The 15,763-nt window shown below is 72.2% G+C and carries 15 protein-coding genes and 1 pseudogene; 6 read left to right on the top strand and 10 right to left on the bottom strand.

Features of this window, described 5'->3' with window-relative positions; genetic code table 11:
- Positions 1-85: 85 nt before the first annotated feature.
- Entirely contained in the window at positions 86-589 is a 504-nt protein-coding gene (locus OIE49_RS06205) for an Lrp/AsnC family transcriptional regulator (RefSeq protein WP_100567328.1), read from the bottom strand.
- 77 nt (positions 590-666) lie between these two features.
- On the opposite strand from OIE49_RS06205, the gene OIE49_RS06200 reads away from it, so the two are divergent.
- Genes OIE49_RS06200 through OIE49_RS06185 form a run of 4 tightly spaced genes read left to right on the top strand, consistent with a single transcriptional unit; the run spans position 667 to position 4,715 of the window.
- On the top strand, positions 667-1,422 hold the full coding sequence (locus tag OIE49_RS06200) for a LytR/AlgR family response regulator transcription factor (protein WP_326801437.1): 756 nt from the start codon (positions 667-669) through the stop codon (positions 1,420-1,422).
- A gap of 13 nt (positions 1,423-1,435) precedes the next feature.
- Positions 1,436-1,795: a hypothetical protein gene (locus OIE49_RS06195; protein WP_326801436.1), complete on the top strand. Its 360-nt coding sequence runs from the start codon at positions 1,436-1,438 to the stop codon at positions 1,793-1,795.
- Between the two features lie 5 nt (positions 1,796-1,800).
- Positions 1,801-3,513 (top strand): sodium/solute symporter, encoded by a 1,713-nt coding sequence (locus OIE49_RS06190; protein WP_326801435.1) that lies wholly within the window; start codon positions 1,801-1,803, stop codon positions 3,511-3,513.
- Positions 3,510-4,715: a sensor histidine kinase gene (locus OIE49_RS06185; protein ID WP_326801434.1), complete on the top strand. Its 1,206-nt coding sequence runs from the start codon at positions 3,510-3,512 to the stop codon at positions 4,713-4,715. Before OIE49_RS06190 ends, OIE49_RS06185 begins: the two co-directional genes overlap by 4 nt.
- A gap of 6 nt (positions 4,716-4,721) precedes the next feature.
- On the opposite strand, the gene OIE49_RS06180 is transcribed toward OIE49_RS06185, so the two are convergent.
- From OIE49_RS06180 to OIE49_RS06160, 5 genes are all read right to left on the bottom strand, one after another.
- The gene (locus OIE49_RS06180; RefSeq protein WP_100567333.1) at positions 4,722-4,892 is read right to left on the bottom strand and encodes a hypothetical protein; all 171 of its coding nucleotides are present in this window, start codon (positions 4,890-4,892) and stop codon (positions 4,722-4,724) included.
- Between the two features lie 169 nt (positions 4,893-5,061).
- Positions 5,062-6,012 (bottom strand): cytochrome c oxidase assembly protein, encoded by a 951-nt coding sequence (locus OIE49_RS06175; RefSeq protein WP_326801433.1) that lies wholly within the window; start codon positions 6,010-6,012, stop codon positions 5,062-5,064.
- Between the two features lie 121 nt (positions 6,013-6,133).
- On the bottom strand, positions 6,134-7,159 hold the full coding sequence (locus OIE49_RS06170) for a 6-phosphofructokinase (protein WP_326801432.1): 1,026 nt from the start codon (positions 7,157-7,159) through the stop codon (positions 6,134-6,136).
- A gap of 236 nt (positions 7,160-7,395) precedes the next feature.
- The gene (locus OIE49_RS06165; RefSeq protein ID WP_100567336.1) at positions 7,396-8,127 is read right to left on the bottom strand and encodes a type 1 glutamine amidotransferase; all 732 of its coding nucleotides are present in this window, start codon (positions 8,125-8,127) and stop codon (positions 7,396-7,398) included.
- A 20-nt stretch (positions 8,128-8,147) separates the two neighbouring features.
- Entirely contained in the window at positions 8,148-9,386 is a 1,239-nt protein-coding gene (locus OIE49_RS06160) for a Mur ligase family protein (RefSeq protein ID WP_326801431.1), read from the bottom strand.
- A 151-nt stretch (positions 9,387-9,537) separates the two neighbouring features.
- Here OIE49_RS06160 and def point away from each other — a divergent pair, with 151 nt between their 5' ends.
- On the top strand, positions 9,538-10,077 hold the full coding sequence (def, locus tag OIE49_RS06155; protein WP_326801430.1) for a peptide deformylase: 540 nt from the start codon (positions 9,538-9,540) through the stop codon (positions 10,075-10,077).
- Between the two features lie 354 nt (positions 10,078-10,431).
- On the opposite strand, the gene OIE49_RS06150 is transcribed toward def, so the two are convergent.
- Positions 10,432-11,076: a TetR family transcriptional regulator gene (locus tag OIE49_RS06150; RefSeq protein WP_100567339.1), complete on the bottom strand. Its 645-nt coding sequence runs from the start codon at positions 11,074-11,076 to the stop codon at positions 10,432-10,434.
- Between the two features lie 168 nt (positions 11,077-11,244).
- On the opposite strand from OIE49_RS06150, the gene OIE49_RS06145 reads away from it, so the two are divergent.
- On the top strand, positions 11,245-12,471 hold the full coding sequence (locus OIE49_RS06145; RefSeq protein ID WP_326801429.1) for an acyl-CoA dehydrogenase family protein: 1,227 nt from the start codon (positions 11,245-11,247) through the stop codon (positions 12,469-12,471).
- Between the two features lie 41 nt (positions 12,472-12,512).
- Here the strand turns inward: OIE49_RS06145 and OIE49_RS06140 are convergent, their stop codons facing one another.
- From OIE49_RS06140 to OIE49_RS06130, 3 genes and pseudogenes are all read right to left on the bottom strand, one after another.
- Positions 12,513-13,031, bottom strand: a complete 519-nt coding sequence (locus OIE49_RS06140) for a cupin domain-containing protein (protein WP_100567341.1) — start codon at positions 13,029-13,031, stop codon at positions 12,513-12,515.
- Between the two features lie 7 nt (positions 13,032-13,038).
- Complete coding sequence (locus OIE49_RS06135; RefSeq protein WP_326801428.1) at positions 13,039-14,268, bottom strand: cytochrome P450; 1,230 nt, start codon at positions 14,266-14,268, stop codon at positions 13,039-13,041.
- Positions 14,265-15,332: pseudogene (locus tag OIE49_RS06130) on the bottom strand (type III polyketide synthase); the annotation flags it as partial. The gene OIE49_RS06135 and the pseudogene OIE49_RS06130, both read right to left, overlap by 4 nt.
- Between the last annotated feature and the right edge of the window lie 431 nt (positions 15,333-15,763).

The raw sequence follows: 15,763 nt of genomic DNA, 5'->3' as shown, positions 1-15,763 counted from the left end.
TGCAACAAAGGTAGGAAGTGGCCAAGACGAACGACAAGAAACAAAAGCTGCGCGTTGAAGCAGCGATGCTGCGTCTTTCCGGCGCTCAGCGCACGTCTGATGCGTCCGGCGGGGCCGGCTGGCTGGCGCCCGCCTCAGGACTGTCCGGCAGCAGGTGGGACAGCACCATCACGCTGATCGTCTTGCGGATGAACGGCTCCGTACGGATGCGTTCCAGCACCTCCTCGAAGTGCTCCACGTCCCGCGCCCGCACATGCAGCAGCGCGTCCGCGCCGCCGGTCACCGTCATCGCCGCCGTGATCTCCGGATGGTGGCGCACCACCTCCGCCAGCCGCCTCGGCGGGGCCGCGCCCTCGCAGTACACCTCGACGTACGCCTCCGTGCGCCAGCCCAGCGCCGCCGGCTTCACCGTGGCCGTGAACCCGGTGATCACGCCGCTCTCGCGCAGCCGGTCCACGCGCCGCTTGACGGCCGTCGCGGACAGGCCGACGGCGGCGCCGATCTCGGCGAAACTGCTGCGGGCGTTCGCCATCAGAGCGGTGAGGATCTTCCGGTCGAGTTCGTCGAACGGTGCCGGCCTGCTGTTCATGGCCGCACTGTATCCAGCGCGGACGCCTGCGCCCGGCACATGTCACACCGTGCTGTTCGCCCCTACACTCCACGTTCATGCTGCGCGCCCTCGCCGTCGACGACGAACGCCCCTCGCTCGAGGAGCTGCTGTACCTCCTGAACGCCGATCCCCGGATCGCCGGCGTGGAGGGCGCCGGCGACGCGACCGAGGCGCTGCGCCGTATCAACCGGGCGCTGGAGTCCGGCCCGGACGGACCCGACGCGATCGACGTCGTCTTCCTCGACATCCACATGCCGGGCCTCGACGGCCTCGACCTGGCCCGGCTGCTCAACGGGTTCGCCCAGCCGCCGCTGATCGTGTTCGTCACCGCCCACGAGGACTTCGCCGTGCAGGCCTTCGACCTCAAGGCCGTCGACTACGTCCTCAAGCCCGTCCGCAAGGAACGCCTCGCCGAGGCCGTCCGCCGCGCCGCCCAACTGCGCGGCGCCGCCCCGCGGATACCGGTCAGCGAGCCCGACCCCGACCATCTGCCCGTCGAACTCGGCGGAGTGACCCGCTTCGTGGCCGTCGAGGACATCACCCACGTCGAGGCGCAGGGCGACTACGCCCGGCTGCACACCGGCAGGGGCAGCCACCTCGTGCGCATCCCGCTGTCCACCCTGGAGGAGCGCTGGCGCGGCCGCGGCTTCGTCCGCATCCACCGCCGCCACCTCGTCGCCCTGCGCCACATCGGTGAACTCCGCCTGGACGCGGGCACGGTGAGTGTTCTGGTCGGCGCCGAGGAACTCCAGGTCAGCCGGCGGCACGCGCGGGAACTGCGCGAGCTGCTGATCCGCCGCACCGCGCGCTAGGGAGCCGTACGCCATGCCGCAGGACCCGACCGAACGCCGAGTCGTCGTCACCGGCCCGCCCCGCCGCACCCGCCGGGCCCCGGTCCACTACCGCCCGCGCACGGAGATCGACGAGCAGACCACCCTCGGCCACACCTACGTCCGCTCCCTGATGCGCAGCCAACTACGGGCCGGCCTCACGGTGTTCGCGGTACTCGTGCTCCTCATGGGCCCGCTGCCGCTGGTGTTCGCCGCGGCCCCCGACGTCCGCAGGCTGAAGTGGGCGGTCCTCGGCTTCGGCCTCTACGCCCCGCTGGTGCTCCTCGCCCGCTGGTACGTGCGCCGCGCCGAGCGCAACGAACGCGACTTCGTACGGCTCGTCGGAGACCGCTGAGCACCGTGAACTCCGCCTACACCGTCCCCGCCGTCGCCCTCGTCGTGGTCGCCACGATCCTCGTCGGCGCCTTCGGCCTGCGCATCTCCCGCACCACCTCCGACTTCTACGTCGCCTCCCGCACCGTGGGCCCGCGCCTGAACGCGGCCGCCATCAGCGGGGAGTACCTCTCCGCGGCCTCCTTCCTCGGCATAGCCGGACTGGTCCTCGTCCAGGGCGCCGACATGCTGTGGTACCCCGTCGGCTACACCGCCGGCTACCTGGTCCTGCTGCTGTTCGTCGCCGCACCGCTGCGCCGGTCCGGGGCCTACACCCTGCCCGACTTCGCCGAGGCCCGGCTCGCCTCCCAGGGCGTGCGGCGGCTCGCGGGCGCCTTCGTCGTCGGCGTCGGCTGGCTGTACCTGCTGCCGCAGCTCCAGGGAGCCGGACTCACCCTGGCGGTCCTGACCGGCGCGCCCGACGCGCTCGGCGCGGTGATCGTCGCCGTCGTCGTGGTCGCCATCGTCGCCGCGGGCGGAATGCGCAGCATCACCTTCGTCCAGGCCTTCCAGTACTGGCTGAAACTGACCGCGCTGCTCGTCCCCGCCCTCTTCCTCGTCCTCGCCTGGCAGGCCGACGGGGCACCACGCGCCTACGACGAACCGGCCGCCTTCCGCGAGCAGCGCACCGTGCGCGTCGCGGAAACCCTCGACCTCAGGCTGGAGCGCCCGCTCACCGTCACCGTGACCGGCACCGTCGACGGCCGCGCCCACCGCGAGCGACGGGTGAGCCTGCCGGCCGGGACGCACCGCGTCGACGGCGGCACCCGGCTCACCTTCGCCCGGGGAGCCGAAGTCCCGGTGGCCGCCGCCCGCGGCGGCAGCGGCGGCATGTCCACCTCCCTGGCAGCGGGCCGCGAGGAACGCCCCCTGTACGCCACCTACGGACTGATCCTCGCCACCTTCCTCGGCACCATGGGCCTGCCGCACGTCGTCGTCCGCTTCTACACCAGCCCGCACGGCGTGGCCGCCCGCCGCACCACGGTGGCCGTGCTCGGCCTGATCGGCGCCTTCTACCTGCTGCCCCCCGTGTACGGTGCCCTCGGCCGCGTCTACGCCCCCGAACTCACGCTCACCGGCAGCGCGGACGCCGCCGTGCTGCTGCTGCCCGACCGGGTGATCGGCGGCCTCGGCGGCGACCTGCTGGGCGCCCTGGTCGCGGGCGGCGCGTTCGCGGCGTTCCTGTCGACCGCCTCCGGCGTGACCATGGCGGTGGCCGGAGTGCTCACCCAGGACGTGCTGCCCTCGCGCGGAGTGCGCCACTTCCGGCTCGGCACGGTGCTCGCCATGGCCGTGCCGCTCGCCGCGAGCGTCCTGGTCGGCGGGCTGCCCGTCGCCGACGCCGTCGGACTCGCCTTCGCGGTGTCCGCCTCCTCCTTCTGCCCGCTGCTCGTCCTCGGCATCTGGTGGCGGCGGCTCACCCCGCCCGGCGCGGCCGCCGGGATGCTGGCGGGCGGTGGCGCCGCGCTCGTCGCCGTCGCCGTGACCATGGCCGGATTTCCCGGCAACGGGCCGCTGCACGCGCTGCTCGCCTGGCCCGCCCTGTGGTCGGTGCCGCTCGGCTTCCTCACGATGACACTGGTGTCCGTTGCCACGCCCGGCCGGGTGCCGGCCGGGACGGCGGCCGTCCTGGCCCGGTTCCACCTGCCCGAGCAGCTGCGGGCGGAGGTGACGGGATGAGCGGCTTCCTCGCCGGGCTGTGCGTGGCCGCGCTGCCGCTGCTCGCCGCGGGCTACTGGCTCGGCCGGCGCACCGCCCGCCCGCAGAGCCTCGGCGGGCTCGGCACCCCCGTCGAGCACGCCACCTTCCAGACCCTGCACGCCGCCTCGCTCGCGGCGCCCCCACTGCGGGCCGGGCTGACCGAGGAGACCGCCCGCAAGTCGGCCCGCCGGCTGCGCTCCCTGCTCGGCACCGACGCGCTCTGCCTCACCGACGACGAGCGGGTCCTCGCCTGGGACGGTGTGGGCGGCCATCACCGCACCGAGATCATGGAACGCCTCGCCGGGCCCCTGGAGACCGGCCGCGGCGAGGCCTTCCGGCTCACCTGCCGGACCCCGGACTGCCCGGTGCGCTGGGCCGTCGTCACCCCGCTCACCGTCGACGACCGCGTGCATGGCACCCTCGTCGCCTGCGCGCCCCGCGAGTCGGCCGTACTGGCCCGCGCCGCGGCCGAGGTCGCCCGCTGGGTCTCCGTACAGCTCGAGCTCGCCGACCTGGACCGGTCCCGCACCCGGCTCATCGAGGCCGAGATCAAGGCCCTGCGCGCGCAGATCTCCCCGCACTTCATCTTCAACTCGCTCGCGGTGATCGCCTCGTTCGTCCGCACCGACCCCGAGCGGGCGCGGGACCTGCTGCTGGAGTTCGCCGACTTCACCCGCTACTCGTTCCGCAGACACGGCGACTTCACCACGCTCGCCGACGAACTCCACGCCATCGAGCACTATCTGGCGCTCGTACGGGCCCGCTTCGGCGACCGCCTCTCGGTCACCCTCCAGATCGCGCCCGAGGTGCTTCCCATCGCGCTGCCGTTCCTGTGCCTGCAACCGCTGGTGGAGAACGCCGTCAAGCACGGCCTGGAGGGCAAGACCGGCACCTGCCACATCAGGATCACCGCGCGGGACGCGGGCGCCGAGGCGGTGGTCGTCATCGAGGACGACGGCGCCGGCATGGACCCCGGCCTGCTGCGCCGCATCCTCGCGGGTGAGGACAGCCCGTCCGGCGGCATCGGCCTGTCCAACGTCGACGACCGGCTCCGCCAGGTCTACGGCGACGACCACGGACTGGTCATCGAGACCGCGCGGGGTGCGGGCATGAAGATCAGCGCCCGGCTGCCGAAGTACCAGCCGGGCGTCCACTCGGCGACGCGGCTCACCGGGGAGTGAGCCGCCTCAGGTGCCGCGGGTGACCACCAGGCCCAGCGTCACCAGGCCCAGCACGACCCAGCCGAACCACAGCCAGCCGTTGCCGCCGAGCGCCACCGTGTAGGCCGTCACCACGACGAGCGCGCCGACGGTGAGCGCCCCCATCGCCTTCGTGGAACCGTCCGTGGAACCGTGCATCGCGGCACCCTCCTCCTGGTCCGTAACCTCCATGGTGCCCCGGTTCGGCCCATTGGCATCCCCTACAACAGGCCTGTTCGCCTCTCACGACCGCGGGGCCGCCTCGGAGGAACGGGCAGGGGGCGCGGCATCGCTGCCACGCCCCCTGCCCGTCCGGTCGCCGTCCGGCTCAGTTGCTCCGGGCGTTCAAGGACGCCAGGTACGCGTTGTACGCCTCGAGTTCCTTGTCGCCGTCGCGGTCCGCGGCGCGGTCCTTGCGGCGGGCCTGACGCTGTTCGGAGCCGTACCACTGGAAGAGCAGGGCCAGCAGCACCAGGACCGAGGGGATCTCGCTGAACGCCCAGGCGATGCCGCCGGCCGCGGACTGGTCGGTCAGGGCGTCGACGCCGAGCGAGGCGGGCGGGTTCTGGAAGGTGCTGACCATGGGCGTGGTCGCCATCATCAGCGCGATGCCGAAGAACGCGTGGAACGGCATGCCCGCGAACAGCTCCAGCATCCGCATGAGGTGACCGGGCCGGTTCGGGCCCGGGTCGACGCCCATGATCGGCCAGAAGAACACCAGGCCCACCGCGAGGAAGTGCACCATCATCGCGATGTGCCCGGCCCGCGAGCCCATCAGGAAGTCGAAGATCGACGTGAAGTACAGGGCGTACAGGCTCGCCACGAACATCGGGATGGTGAAGGCGGGGTGCGTGACGACCCGCAGATACCGGCTGTGCAGCAGGACGAGCAGCAGCTCCCGCGGCCCCTTGCGGCCCCGCCCGGCCACCGGCAGCGCCCGCAGTGCCAGCGTGATCGGACCGCCGAGCAGGACCAGGATCGGCGACAGCATGCTGATGATCATGTGCTGGACCATGTGCACGCTGAACATGACCATGCCGTAGTGGTTCAGCTTGGTGCACATCACCAGGCCCACGGTCAGCACACCGATGACGTACGCCACCGTGCGGCCCACCGGCCAGGCGTCGCCGCGTCGCCGCAGCCGCACCACACCCCAGCCGTACAGGCCGAGCCCCAGCAGGCAGGCGACCAGGAAGAACGGGTCCGGGGACCACTCCAGACCGCGTCCCAGCGTGAACGGCGGCAGATCGTGCGTCATGCCGTGCCCGCTGTGATCCATCCGCCGGCTCCTGATTCGTGGGGATTGTGCGCTGTCTGTCCACAGCTGTCTGTCCGCACCCAGACTAGAGCCGCCCCCGGCCGCGACTGCGACCGGGGGCGGCGGGGACGTGCGGCGTGTTCTACAGCACGCACTCCGCCTCGGCGTACCGCTCCGCGGGGACCGTCTTGAGGGTCGCCACCGCCTCGGCCAGGGACACCATCACGATGTCCGTGCCGCGCAGCGCCGTCATGCGGCCGAACTCCCCGCGGTGCACCGCCTCCACGGCGTGCCAGCCGAACCGGGTCGCCAGCACCCGGTCGTACGCCGTCGGCGTGCCGCCGCGCTGGACGTGCCCGAGGATCACCGCCCGGGCCTCCTTGCCGAGCCGCTCCTCGAGTTCGAGGGCGAGCTGCCGGGCGACGCCCGCGAACCGCTCGTGGCCGTAGACGTCCTTGCCGCCCTCGTCGAAGTCCATGGAGCCCGCCCTGGGCTTGGCGCCCTCCGCGGCCACGACGATCGCGAACCGCTTGCCCGCCGCGAACCGCTCGCCGACCTTCGCAGCCAACTCCTCGATGTCGAAGGGGCGTTCGGGGACGACGATGGCGTGGGCGCCGGCCGCCATGCCGGACTGGAGAGCGATCCAGCCGGTGTGACGGCCCATGACCTCCACGATCAGCACCCGCTGGTGGGACTCGGCGGTCGTCTTCAGCCGGTCCAGGGCCTCGGTGGCGACGGTCACGGCCGTGTCGAAGCCGAAGGTGAGGTCCGTGACCGCGATGTCGTTGTCGATGGTCTTGGGCACGCCGACGATCGGCAGGCCGTTGTCCGACAGCAGCCGGGCCGCCTTGAGCGTGCCCTCACCGCCGATCGGGATGATCGCGTCGAGCCCCAGCTCCTCGACATGGCCCCTGGCCCGCTGCACGCCGTCCCGCAGGTGCTCGGGACGGACCCGGGAGGAGCCGAGGATGGTCCCGCCGCGGGCGAGGATGCCGCTCACCGCGTCGAGGTCGAGCTTGAGGTAGTCGCACTCCAGGAGACCCTTCCAGCCGTCGCGGAAGCCGATGACCTCGTCGCCGTGATCGACGACGGCACGGTGCACGACGGACCGGATGACGGCGTTCAGGCCGGGACAGTCGCCGCCGGAGGTGAGGACGCCAATGCGCATAGCCCGGATAACCTTCTCAACGTGGGCGCGGGGACCGGACCACTCTGTCCGGTCGGTCCCCGCCACCCTAGCGGCACCGGGCGGTGGGGCCGAAGCGTGCGTCCGCCTGCTGGACGGGCCCGCTCACCTGTGCGGACACCCTGTCAGACGGGCTCCGGCCGGGGCCGTCCCCGCGGGCCGCCGCGGGCCTGTTACGGCACGCGCGACGGTCCCCGCACGGGCTGTCGAGCGGCTGTTTACGCGGGCTGCTGCTGCGCGGCCGCGATGCGCTCGTTGCGCAGCGCCTCGTACCAGTGGTCGTCGATCGGCGGCAGCGCGTTGACGTCGAGCGCCAGCTTCAGCAGCAGGTCCGCGATCAGCGGGTTGCGGGCCAGCACCGGCCCGTGCATGTACGTGCCGAAGACGGTGTCGTTGTACGCGCCCTCCGTGCCGTCGCCCGTGCCGTTGCCCCGGCCCAGGCTCACCTGGGCGAAGGGGCGGGCGGTGGGGCCGAGGTGGGTGACGCCCTGGTGGTTCTCGAACCCGGTCAGCGGGGGCAGGCCGAGCCGCGCGTCGATGTCGCCCAGCACGTCGCCAACGCACCGCTCGCCCTCACCGCGCACCGACACGACGTCGAGCAGACCGAGCCCCGGCTCGCGCTGCCCGAGGTCGTTGATGAACTCGTGCCCGAGGATCTGGTACCCGGCGCAGACGGAGAAGACGATCGCGCCGTTCGCCACCGCCCTGGGCAGACTGCCGTCGCGGCGCAGCCGCTCCGCCGCCAGCCGCTGCGGCCGGTCCTCGCCGCCGCCGATCAGGTAGATGTCGCCGGAGGTCGGGATCGGCTGGTCGCTGCGCACGTCGAGACGGGCCACGTCCAGGCCGCGCTGGCGGGCCCGGCGCTCCACCACGAGGACGTTGCCCTGGTCGCCGTAGGTGCTCAGCAGGTCCGGGTAGATCCACACCAGCCGCAGTTGGTTGTCACTCATGAAGTGCTCGTCCTTTGTGGTCAGTTGCCGACGCGGCGGCGCAGGTCCTGGAACGCGGTGTAGTTGGCGATGACCTCGATCCGGCCGGGCGGGGCCTGCTGCACGGCCTGGTCCAGGCTCTCGCAGACCTGGAACTGCTGGCCCGCGACCTCCAGACGCACCGCGAGGTCCAGCTTCCGGTCCCCGAGCACGAAGAGCGGGTGGCCTGTCAGACGCGTGTAGTCGACGTCCCACAGCCAGGAGGTGTCGGTGCCGTCGGCGCCGCGCGCGTTGACCGACAGGATGACCGGGGTGGGCGGCGGGTCGATCAGCGAGAACGTCTCCAGCCAGCCGGCCGGGTTCTTGGCCAGCAGCAGGCGCAGGTCGCGGTTCTGGAACTGCACGACGTCGTAGCGGCCGGCGACCGCCTGCACCTGGTACATCCGCTCCAGGGCGACCTGCGGCGGCACCCCGAAGACGGCGGCGACGGCCGCCGAGGAGGCGGCGTTGGCCTTGTTGGCGCGGCCCGGGAGCTGCAGTTGGATCGGCCAGGCCGAGCCGTGCGGGTCGAGGACGTGGTCGCCGGACAGGGCCCAGGTGGGGGTCGGCCGGCGGAAGCCGCACTCGCCGCAGAACCAGTCGTCGCCCGGGCGCTGCATCACTCCGCCGCAGGAGGGGCAGGACCAGGCGTCGTCCTTCCACATCTGCCCGGCGGCCACCCAGACCACGTTGGGGGACGAGGACGCCGCCCACACCACCAGCGGGTCGTCGCAGTTGGCGACGAGCACGGCCTTGGAGCCGCTGAGCGCCTCACGCCAGTTCTCGGCCAGCATCCGGGTCTCGCCGGCCCGGTCGAGCTGGTCGCGGGAGAGGTTGAGCAGTGCGATGCACTTGGGGTCGGTGTCGCGGGCCACGCCCGCGAGGTACTTCTCGTCGACCTCTATGACGCCGAACTTCGCGTCCGAGCCGCCGGCCAGCGCCGACGTGATGCCCGCGGGCATGTTCGCGCCGAGCGCGTTGGAGACGACCGGGCCCGCGGCCCGCAGCGCCTCGGCGATGAGCCGGGTCGTCGTCGTCTTGCCGTTCGTCGCCGAGACCAGGATCACGTCCAGGTGCTGGGCGAGCCGTGCGAGCAGATCGGGGTCGAGCTTGAGGGCCACCCGACCGCCGATCACCGAACCGCTGCCGCGTCCCGCTGCACGCGATGCCGCAGCGACCGCCTTGCCCGCGGTCACGGCCAGCTTGGCCCGCGGCGTGAGCGGGTCCGAGTTGCCTGCCATCAGTTCTCGATCCTCCTTGCGTACGCGCCGCGCCCTGGGTTCTCCGGCAACGTGGTGTGGACCTCAGCCTATCGACATCCGTTGACGCTCCCGAATCCCGGCCCATGCCGACGCGGCAGGCAGGGGCACAGGGAACCGTACCCTTGCCGCCATGCGACACGGCTCGATCCCGGGCGCCCACGGGCGCGTCCGGCCCCTTTCCCTGCTCGGCAGCCCCGTTCTGCACGCCCCCTGCGAGGAAGTCACCGACTTCGGACCCGAACTGTCCCGGGTGGTGGAGGACTTGTTCGCGACCATGTACGCGGCCCGCGGCGTGGGCCTCGCGGCGAACCAGATCGGGCTGCCGCTGCGCGTCTTCGTGTACGACTGCCCGGACGACGAGGAGGTGCGCCACCTCGGTCATCTGGTCAATCCGCGGCTGGTGGAGACGGACGGTGTGGTGATCCGCGGGCCGGAGGGCTGCCTGTCCCTGCCGGGCCTGGAGGCGGGGACGGAGCGCCACGACCACGCGGTCGTCGAGGGCTTCACGGTGACCGGGGAGCCGGTCACCGTGCACGGGACGGGGTTCTTCGCGCGCTGCCTCCAGCACGAGTGCGACCACCTCGACGGGAAGGTGTACGCCGACCGCCTCACGGGATGGCGGCGAGGCCGGCTGCTGCGGCAGGCCGCGCGAGCGCCGTGGGGCCGGTGAGCCTCCGCACGGGGCCGCGGACCGGCGGCCGCCCGAGCGGCACGGTGGGGTCGGTGAGCCTGTGCGTCGGCCCGCGGGCTGTCCGCCGCCCGAGGGCTTCGGGGACGGCGGCCGGCTGAAGCGCCGCGTGGTCGGGCCACGCGGCGCGGGGCGGTGATGGGCCTCGCGCCGCGGTCGGGACCTCGCGGCGGCGCTGCGCGGTGCTGGGCACCGCGCTACGTGGTCGGGCCTCGTGATGGCGCCGTACGGTGATGGGCACCGCGCCGCACGGTCGGGGCGTCGCGGCGGCACCGCGCGGTGATGGGCGCCGCGCCGCGAGGTCGGGCCTCGCGGTGACGGGCCCGCGGACGCGGCTCAGAATCCGGGGCCGCCCACCTTGTCGCCGACCGCCGCCAGCCGTCCCCACAGGAGGTCCGCCAGGCTGCGGACCAGTTCCGCCCGCGGGCACGGTCGCTCACCCAGCCACCAGTCGCCGGCCGCGTGCATCATGCCGACGATGCCGTGGCCCCACACGCGGGCCAGTTGCTGCCCGGACGGCCCCAGGTCGAGCCGCTCCTCGATGACCCGGGCCAGCTCCTCGCCCATGCGGCGCAGCAGCGGGGCGGAGTGCTTGCCGACGTCGAAGCCCTGGTCGGTGCCCTGACCGCCCTCCGCCGGGTGCATGAGGAAGCGGTAGACCTGCGGGCGGGCCTCTATGGCCGCGAGGTAGGTGTCCAGCGTCGCCTCGACGCGCTCCCGCCGGTCGGCGGGAGCGTCCAGCGCGGCCCGCAGGGAGTCGAGCAGGGCGTCGGTGTGCCGTTGGGCGAGGGCGGCGTACAGCCCGCCCTTGTCGCCGAAGTGACGGTAGAGGATCGGCTTGGTGATGCCGGCCTCGGCGGCGATGGCGTTCATCGACGCGTGCGGGCCGTCGCGCAGCACCACCCGGTCGGCGGCCTCCAGCAGCTCGCGCCGTCGGCGGTCGGCGGACCGCTGCTGATCGCTCCGCTGCCTGGTGTCCATGAGATCTCCCCACCCGTGCTGGTTCGGTGACGCCTGCGCAAAGTAACACTGACGAGGCCGGATGCCCCGAACGGGCTGCCGGAGGACCGTCGGCAGTCGACTTTCCCCACCGACAGGTAACACAGTACGGTTACCGCAAGTAACACGCAGGTGCGCGCTGGAGGGGACATGGCCGAGTTCACGATGGAGCTCAACGACGAACAGAAGGAGGTCAGGGACTGGCTGCACGGCTTCGCGGCCGATGTGATCCGCCCCGCCGCCGCCGAGTGGGACGAGCGCGAGGAGACCCCCTGGCCGGTCATCCAGGAGGCCGCCAAGGTCGGCATCTACTCCCTCGACTTCTACGCGCAGCAGTACTTCGACGCCACCGGCCTCGGCATCCCGATGGCCATGGAGGAACTGTTCTGGGGCGACGCCGGCATCGCCCTGTCCATCGTCGGCACCGGCCTCGCCGCCGTGGGCGTCCTCGCCAACGGCACCGAGGAGCAGATCGGCACCTGGATCCCGCAGATGTACGGCGAACCGAACGATGTGAAGGTCGCCGCCTTCTGCTCCTCCGAGCCCGACGCCGGCTCCGACGTGGCCTCGATGCGCACCCGCGCGGTGTACGACGAGGCCAAGGACGAGTGGGTGATCAACGGCACCAAGACCTGGGCGACCAACGGCGGCATCGCCAACGTGCACGTGGTCGTCGCCTCCGTCGACCCCGGACTCGGCTCCAAGGGCCACGCCTCCTTCATCGTCCCGCCGGGCACGCCGGGACTGACGCAGGGCCAGAAGTTCAAGAAGCACGGCATCCGCGCCTCGCACACCGCCGAGGTGGTCCTGGACGGCGTACGGGTCCCCGGGTCCTGCCTGCTCGGCGGCAAGGAGAAGCTCGACGAGCGGCTCGCCCGCGCCCGGGAGAAGGCCCGAAAGAGCGGGGACCGGGTGAAGAACGCCGCGATGGCCACCTTCGAGGCGTCCCGCCCCGCCGTCGGCGCCATGGCGGTCGGCACCGCCCGGGCCGCCTACGAGGTCGCCCTCGACTACGCCAGGACGCGCGAGCAGTTCGGCCGGCCGATCATCGACAACCAGGGCGTCGCCTTCCAGCTCGCCGACATGCGCACGCAGATCGACGCCGCCCGGCTGCTGGTGTGGCGGGCCTCGTGGATGGCCGTCAACGGCAGGCCGTTCGAAGCCGCCGAGGGCTCGATGTCCAAGCTGTTCGCCAGCGAGACCGCGAAGAAGGTCACGGCCCAGGCCATCCAGATCCTCGGCGGCAACGGCTACACCCGGGAGTACCCGGTGGAGCGGATGCACCGCGATGCGGCGATCTACACCATTTTTGAAGGGACCAGCGAGATCCAGCGGCTGGTGATCTCCCGCACGATCTCGGGCATGCCGATCCGCTGACGGTGCGTCCGCCGACGGAGTCTCCGCCGACGGCGCTTCCGCTAACGGTGTCGCAGCGGCGTCAGTTGCTCGATGTCATAGCGCTTTCTGAGGGCCTCGATCGCCGCGTGGTCCGGTGGGCCCCCGTTGCCCAGGATCTCAAGGAGTTCCTCGAAGTACCGCTCGTGGTCCGGCGGCGGAGACGCCTGGAAGAACATCTTGGCGGGGGTGTCGGTCGGGTTGGCGAAGGCGTGCGGGCAGCCCGGCGGGACGACGATGACCGTTCCCGGGGTCGCCCGCACCACGCGGTTTCCGGAGGGGGACTCCCACCGCTGCCAGTGGTCGGGGGTCCGGATCCGCGGCTCGAAGGCGAGCACGTCCAGCTCGCCCTCGAGCACGTAGAACAACTCCTCGCTGCGCGTGTGCACGTGGGCGCCGACGTCGAAGCCCGGGGGGACCTCCACCTCGAAGGTGGAGGCCGCCCGCGAGTGCGTGCCGGTCACCTTGAACGTCACCCGCTGGGCCGGCGCCTCGACGACGCGGCCCTGGCCCGGCGGTACGAGCAGTCCGTCCGTGGTCATCGCCGGATCACCACGCCACCGGCAGGGCCTCGGGCCCTCGGATCAACGTGCCCTTCCTGAAGGGCACTTGCTCCGGAGGCACCGCGAGCCGCAGGTTCGGTACCCGGTCCAGCAGGGCGTCGACCAGCAACTCCGACTCCATCCGGGCCAGTTGGCTACCTGGGCAGTAGTGCGGGCCGAAGCCGAACGCCACGTGCGGGTTCGGGCTGCGCGTGAGGTCGATCGTCCCGGGGTCGGGGAAGACGTCCGGGTCGCGGTTGGCGGCCAGGTACGACACGTAGACCGCGTCGCCCGTCCGGATCCGCACCCCCTTGATCTCCACGTCCTCCAGGGCGATCCGGGACAGCCCGACCGCGTTGCGGTGCGGGATGTGGCGCAGCAGTTCGTCGATGGCCCGAGGGCGGATCTCCCGGTCCGCGCGCAGCCGGTCGGCCAGCTCGGGGCGGGTCAGCAGGAGGTAGAACATCTGCCCGCTGTTGCCGGTGACCGCCTCGCCGCCGATCTGGAGCAGCACCGCGAGTCCCACGGCCTCCTTCAGGCTGATCTCACGGCGGGCCACGGCGGTCCCGAGCAGTGAGGCGATGTCCTCCCCGGCACTGTCCGCGCGGGCGTCGAGGAGTTCGGCGAAGTACGTTCCCATCTCCTCCTTGGCCTGCTCGCCGACGGCGGCGCCGTGCGGGGAGGACAGGATCAGCCGGGTCCAGGCGTGCATGCCCTGCCGGTCCGCGACCGGCACACCCATCAGCTCGCAGATCACGGCGATCGGGAACGGGCTCAGCACCTCGGCGGTCAGGTCGGCGGGCGGGCCGTTGGCGAGCAGGTCGTCGACCAGCTCGTCCAGCATCCGGCGGGCACTGTCCCGCACCCGCTCGACACCGTCTGCGGTGAGTGCGGGGGCGACCGCGCGGCGCAGCCGGGTGTGGTCGGGAGGGTCGAGGAAGCCGACCGCGGCCCGGGACGGGACGAAGTGCGGGGCCAGCCGGGTGACCTCCCGGTCGACGACCGCCTCGCGGCTGAACCGGGGGTCGTTGGTGACCGTCCGCACGTCGTCCATGCGGGTCACCAGCCACGCCCAGCCCTCGCCGTTGGGCAGCTCGACGCGAGTGACCGGGCCCTGCTCCATGAGCTCGGAGAGCACCGGGTCGAAGGCCACGCCCGGCAGGTCGAGCGCCGGCCAGGGCCGGACCGGCGGCACCGTCTCGGTGCGCGCCTCCTCGACGAGTGTCTCCTCCGTCATGCGCCGCCCCCGGTCTGCCAGCAGCCGAGCGACATCTCGGCGGTGATGCCGGGGCCGAACCCGGCGAGCAGTCCGCGCGCCTGGTCCTGGGGGCCGCCTTCCTCGAACAGCCGGCGCAGCGCGTCCAGGACGACGGCGCTGGCGATGTTGCCGTACTCGGTGAGCGTGGCCCGGCTGAACCGGAACGCGTGCGGTTCGACGTTCAGGAACTTGCTCAGGTCGTCCAGGATGCGTGGGCCGCCCGCGTGGATGACGTAGAAGTCCAGGTCGGACGCGTCCCAGCCGTGCACTCCGGCCAGGTCCTGGAGGGCCGGGGCGAGCGGCTCCATGGTGGCGGGCACCCGCTTGTCCAGCAGGAAGTGGAAGCCGGTCGCCCGGACGTCGTAGGCGATCCACTCCTCGGTCTTGGGGATGAGGTACGAGCCGTTGCGCTCCAGCCGGACGCCGGTGCCTCCGCTGCCGCGGACCACGGCGGCGGCGATGCCGTCGCCGAAGAGGCCGTTGGAGAGCAGGGAGCCGACGCCGAGGTCGGTGGGCTGGTAGCACAGCGAGCAGAACTCGCAGGCGACGATGAGCGCGTTGGCGTCGGGGTAGGCCGTGCAGAAGTCGTGGGCCCGGTTGATCGCCGCGCCTCCGGCCGCGCAGCCCAGCTGGGCTATGGGGATCTGACGGGTGGTCGACTCGAACTCCATCGCGTTGATCAGCCACGCGGTGAGCGAGGGCATCATGAAGCCCGTGCACGAGACGTAGATGATGACGTCGATGTCCTTGGTGCGGACCTCGGCGTCGTCGAGCGCGCGCTGGATGACGGCGGGGACGCGGGCCTTCGCCTCCTGCTCGTAGAGCTTGTTGCGCTGCTCGAAGCCGGGATGCTTGAGGGTCTCCTCGATGGGCTGCACGATGTGCCGGGTCTGCACACCGGTGTTCTCGATGAGCCGGAGGGCCAGCGGGAGTTGCGGGTGGTCCGCGTGGCGGGAACGCGCGAGCTCCAGCGTCTCCTCCATCGTGATCACGTGCTCTGGAACGGACACCGAGGGTCTGCACAAAGTCGCCATGAGCCGTGCCTGCTTTCGCCTTCCGGAAGGCCGGTTGCCCCCCGGTCAGAGGGTGGTGCACCCAGAAGGGTGGTCCATCTACGATCACCCGGAGGAGCGACGATCTTCTCGCGGAGCTACTCCAATCCGGCGACGGCGCCCAAGCTCCGCCGGGCTCGAACGGCTGGACCCCGGCGGCCGTGAAACGACCTCCCGCACCCGCGAAACCCCTGCTCACAGCCTTGCGGTCACCTCCGTCGGCGACCCTCTCGACCCGCGCCACCGCCCTCCACCACACGAAGATCACCCCCGCGCCTCTCACACCGCCCCCACCGACCATCGTCATCCGCCTTCAGGAGTACGAGACGCACCCACCGCCCGTGCCGTGCGGGGGAGTGCCGGTGGGAGCGGGCGGGTGTGGCGGCGGGCGTGCCGAAGCGCCCGCCGGGCCGCCGGTGGCC

It is taken from the genome of Streptomyces sp. NBC_01788, assembly GCF_035917575.1.
In the GTDB taxonomy this organism is placed as follows: Bacteria; Actinomycetota; Actinomycetes; order Streptomycetales; family Streptomycetaceae; genus Streptomyces.
This window is presented reverse-complemented; position numbering and strand designations above follow the sequence as displayed.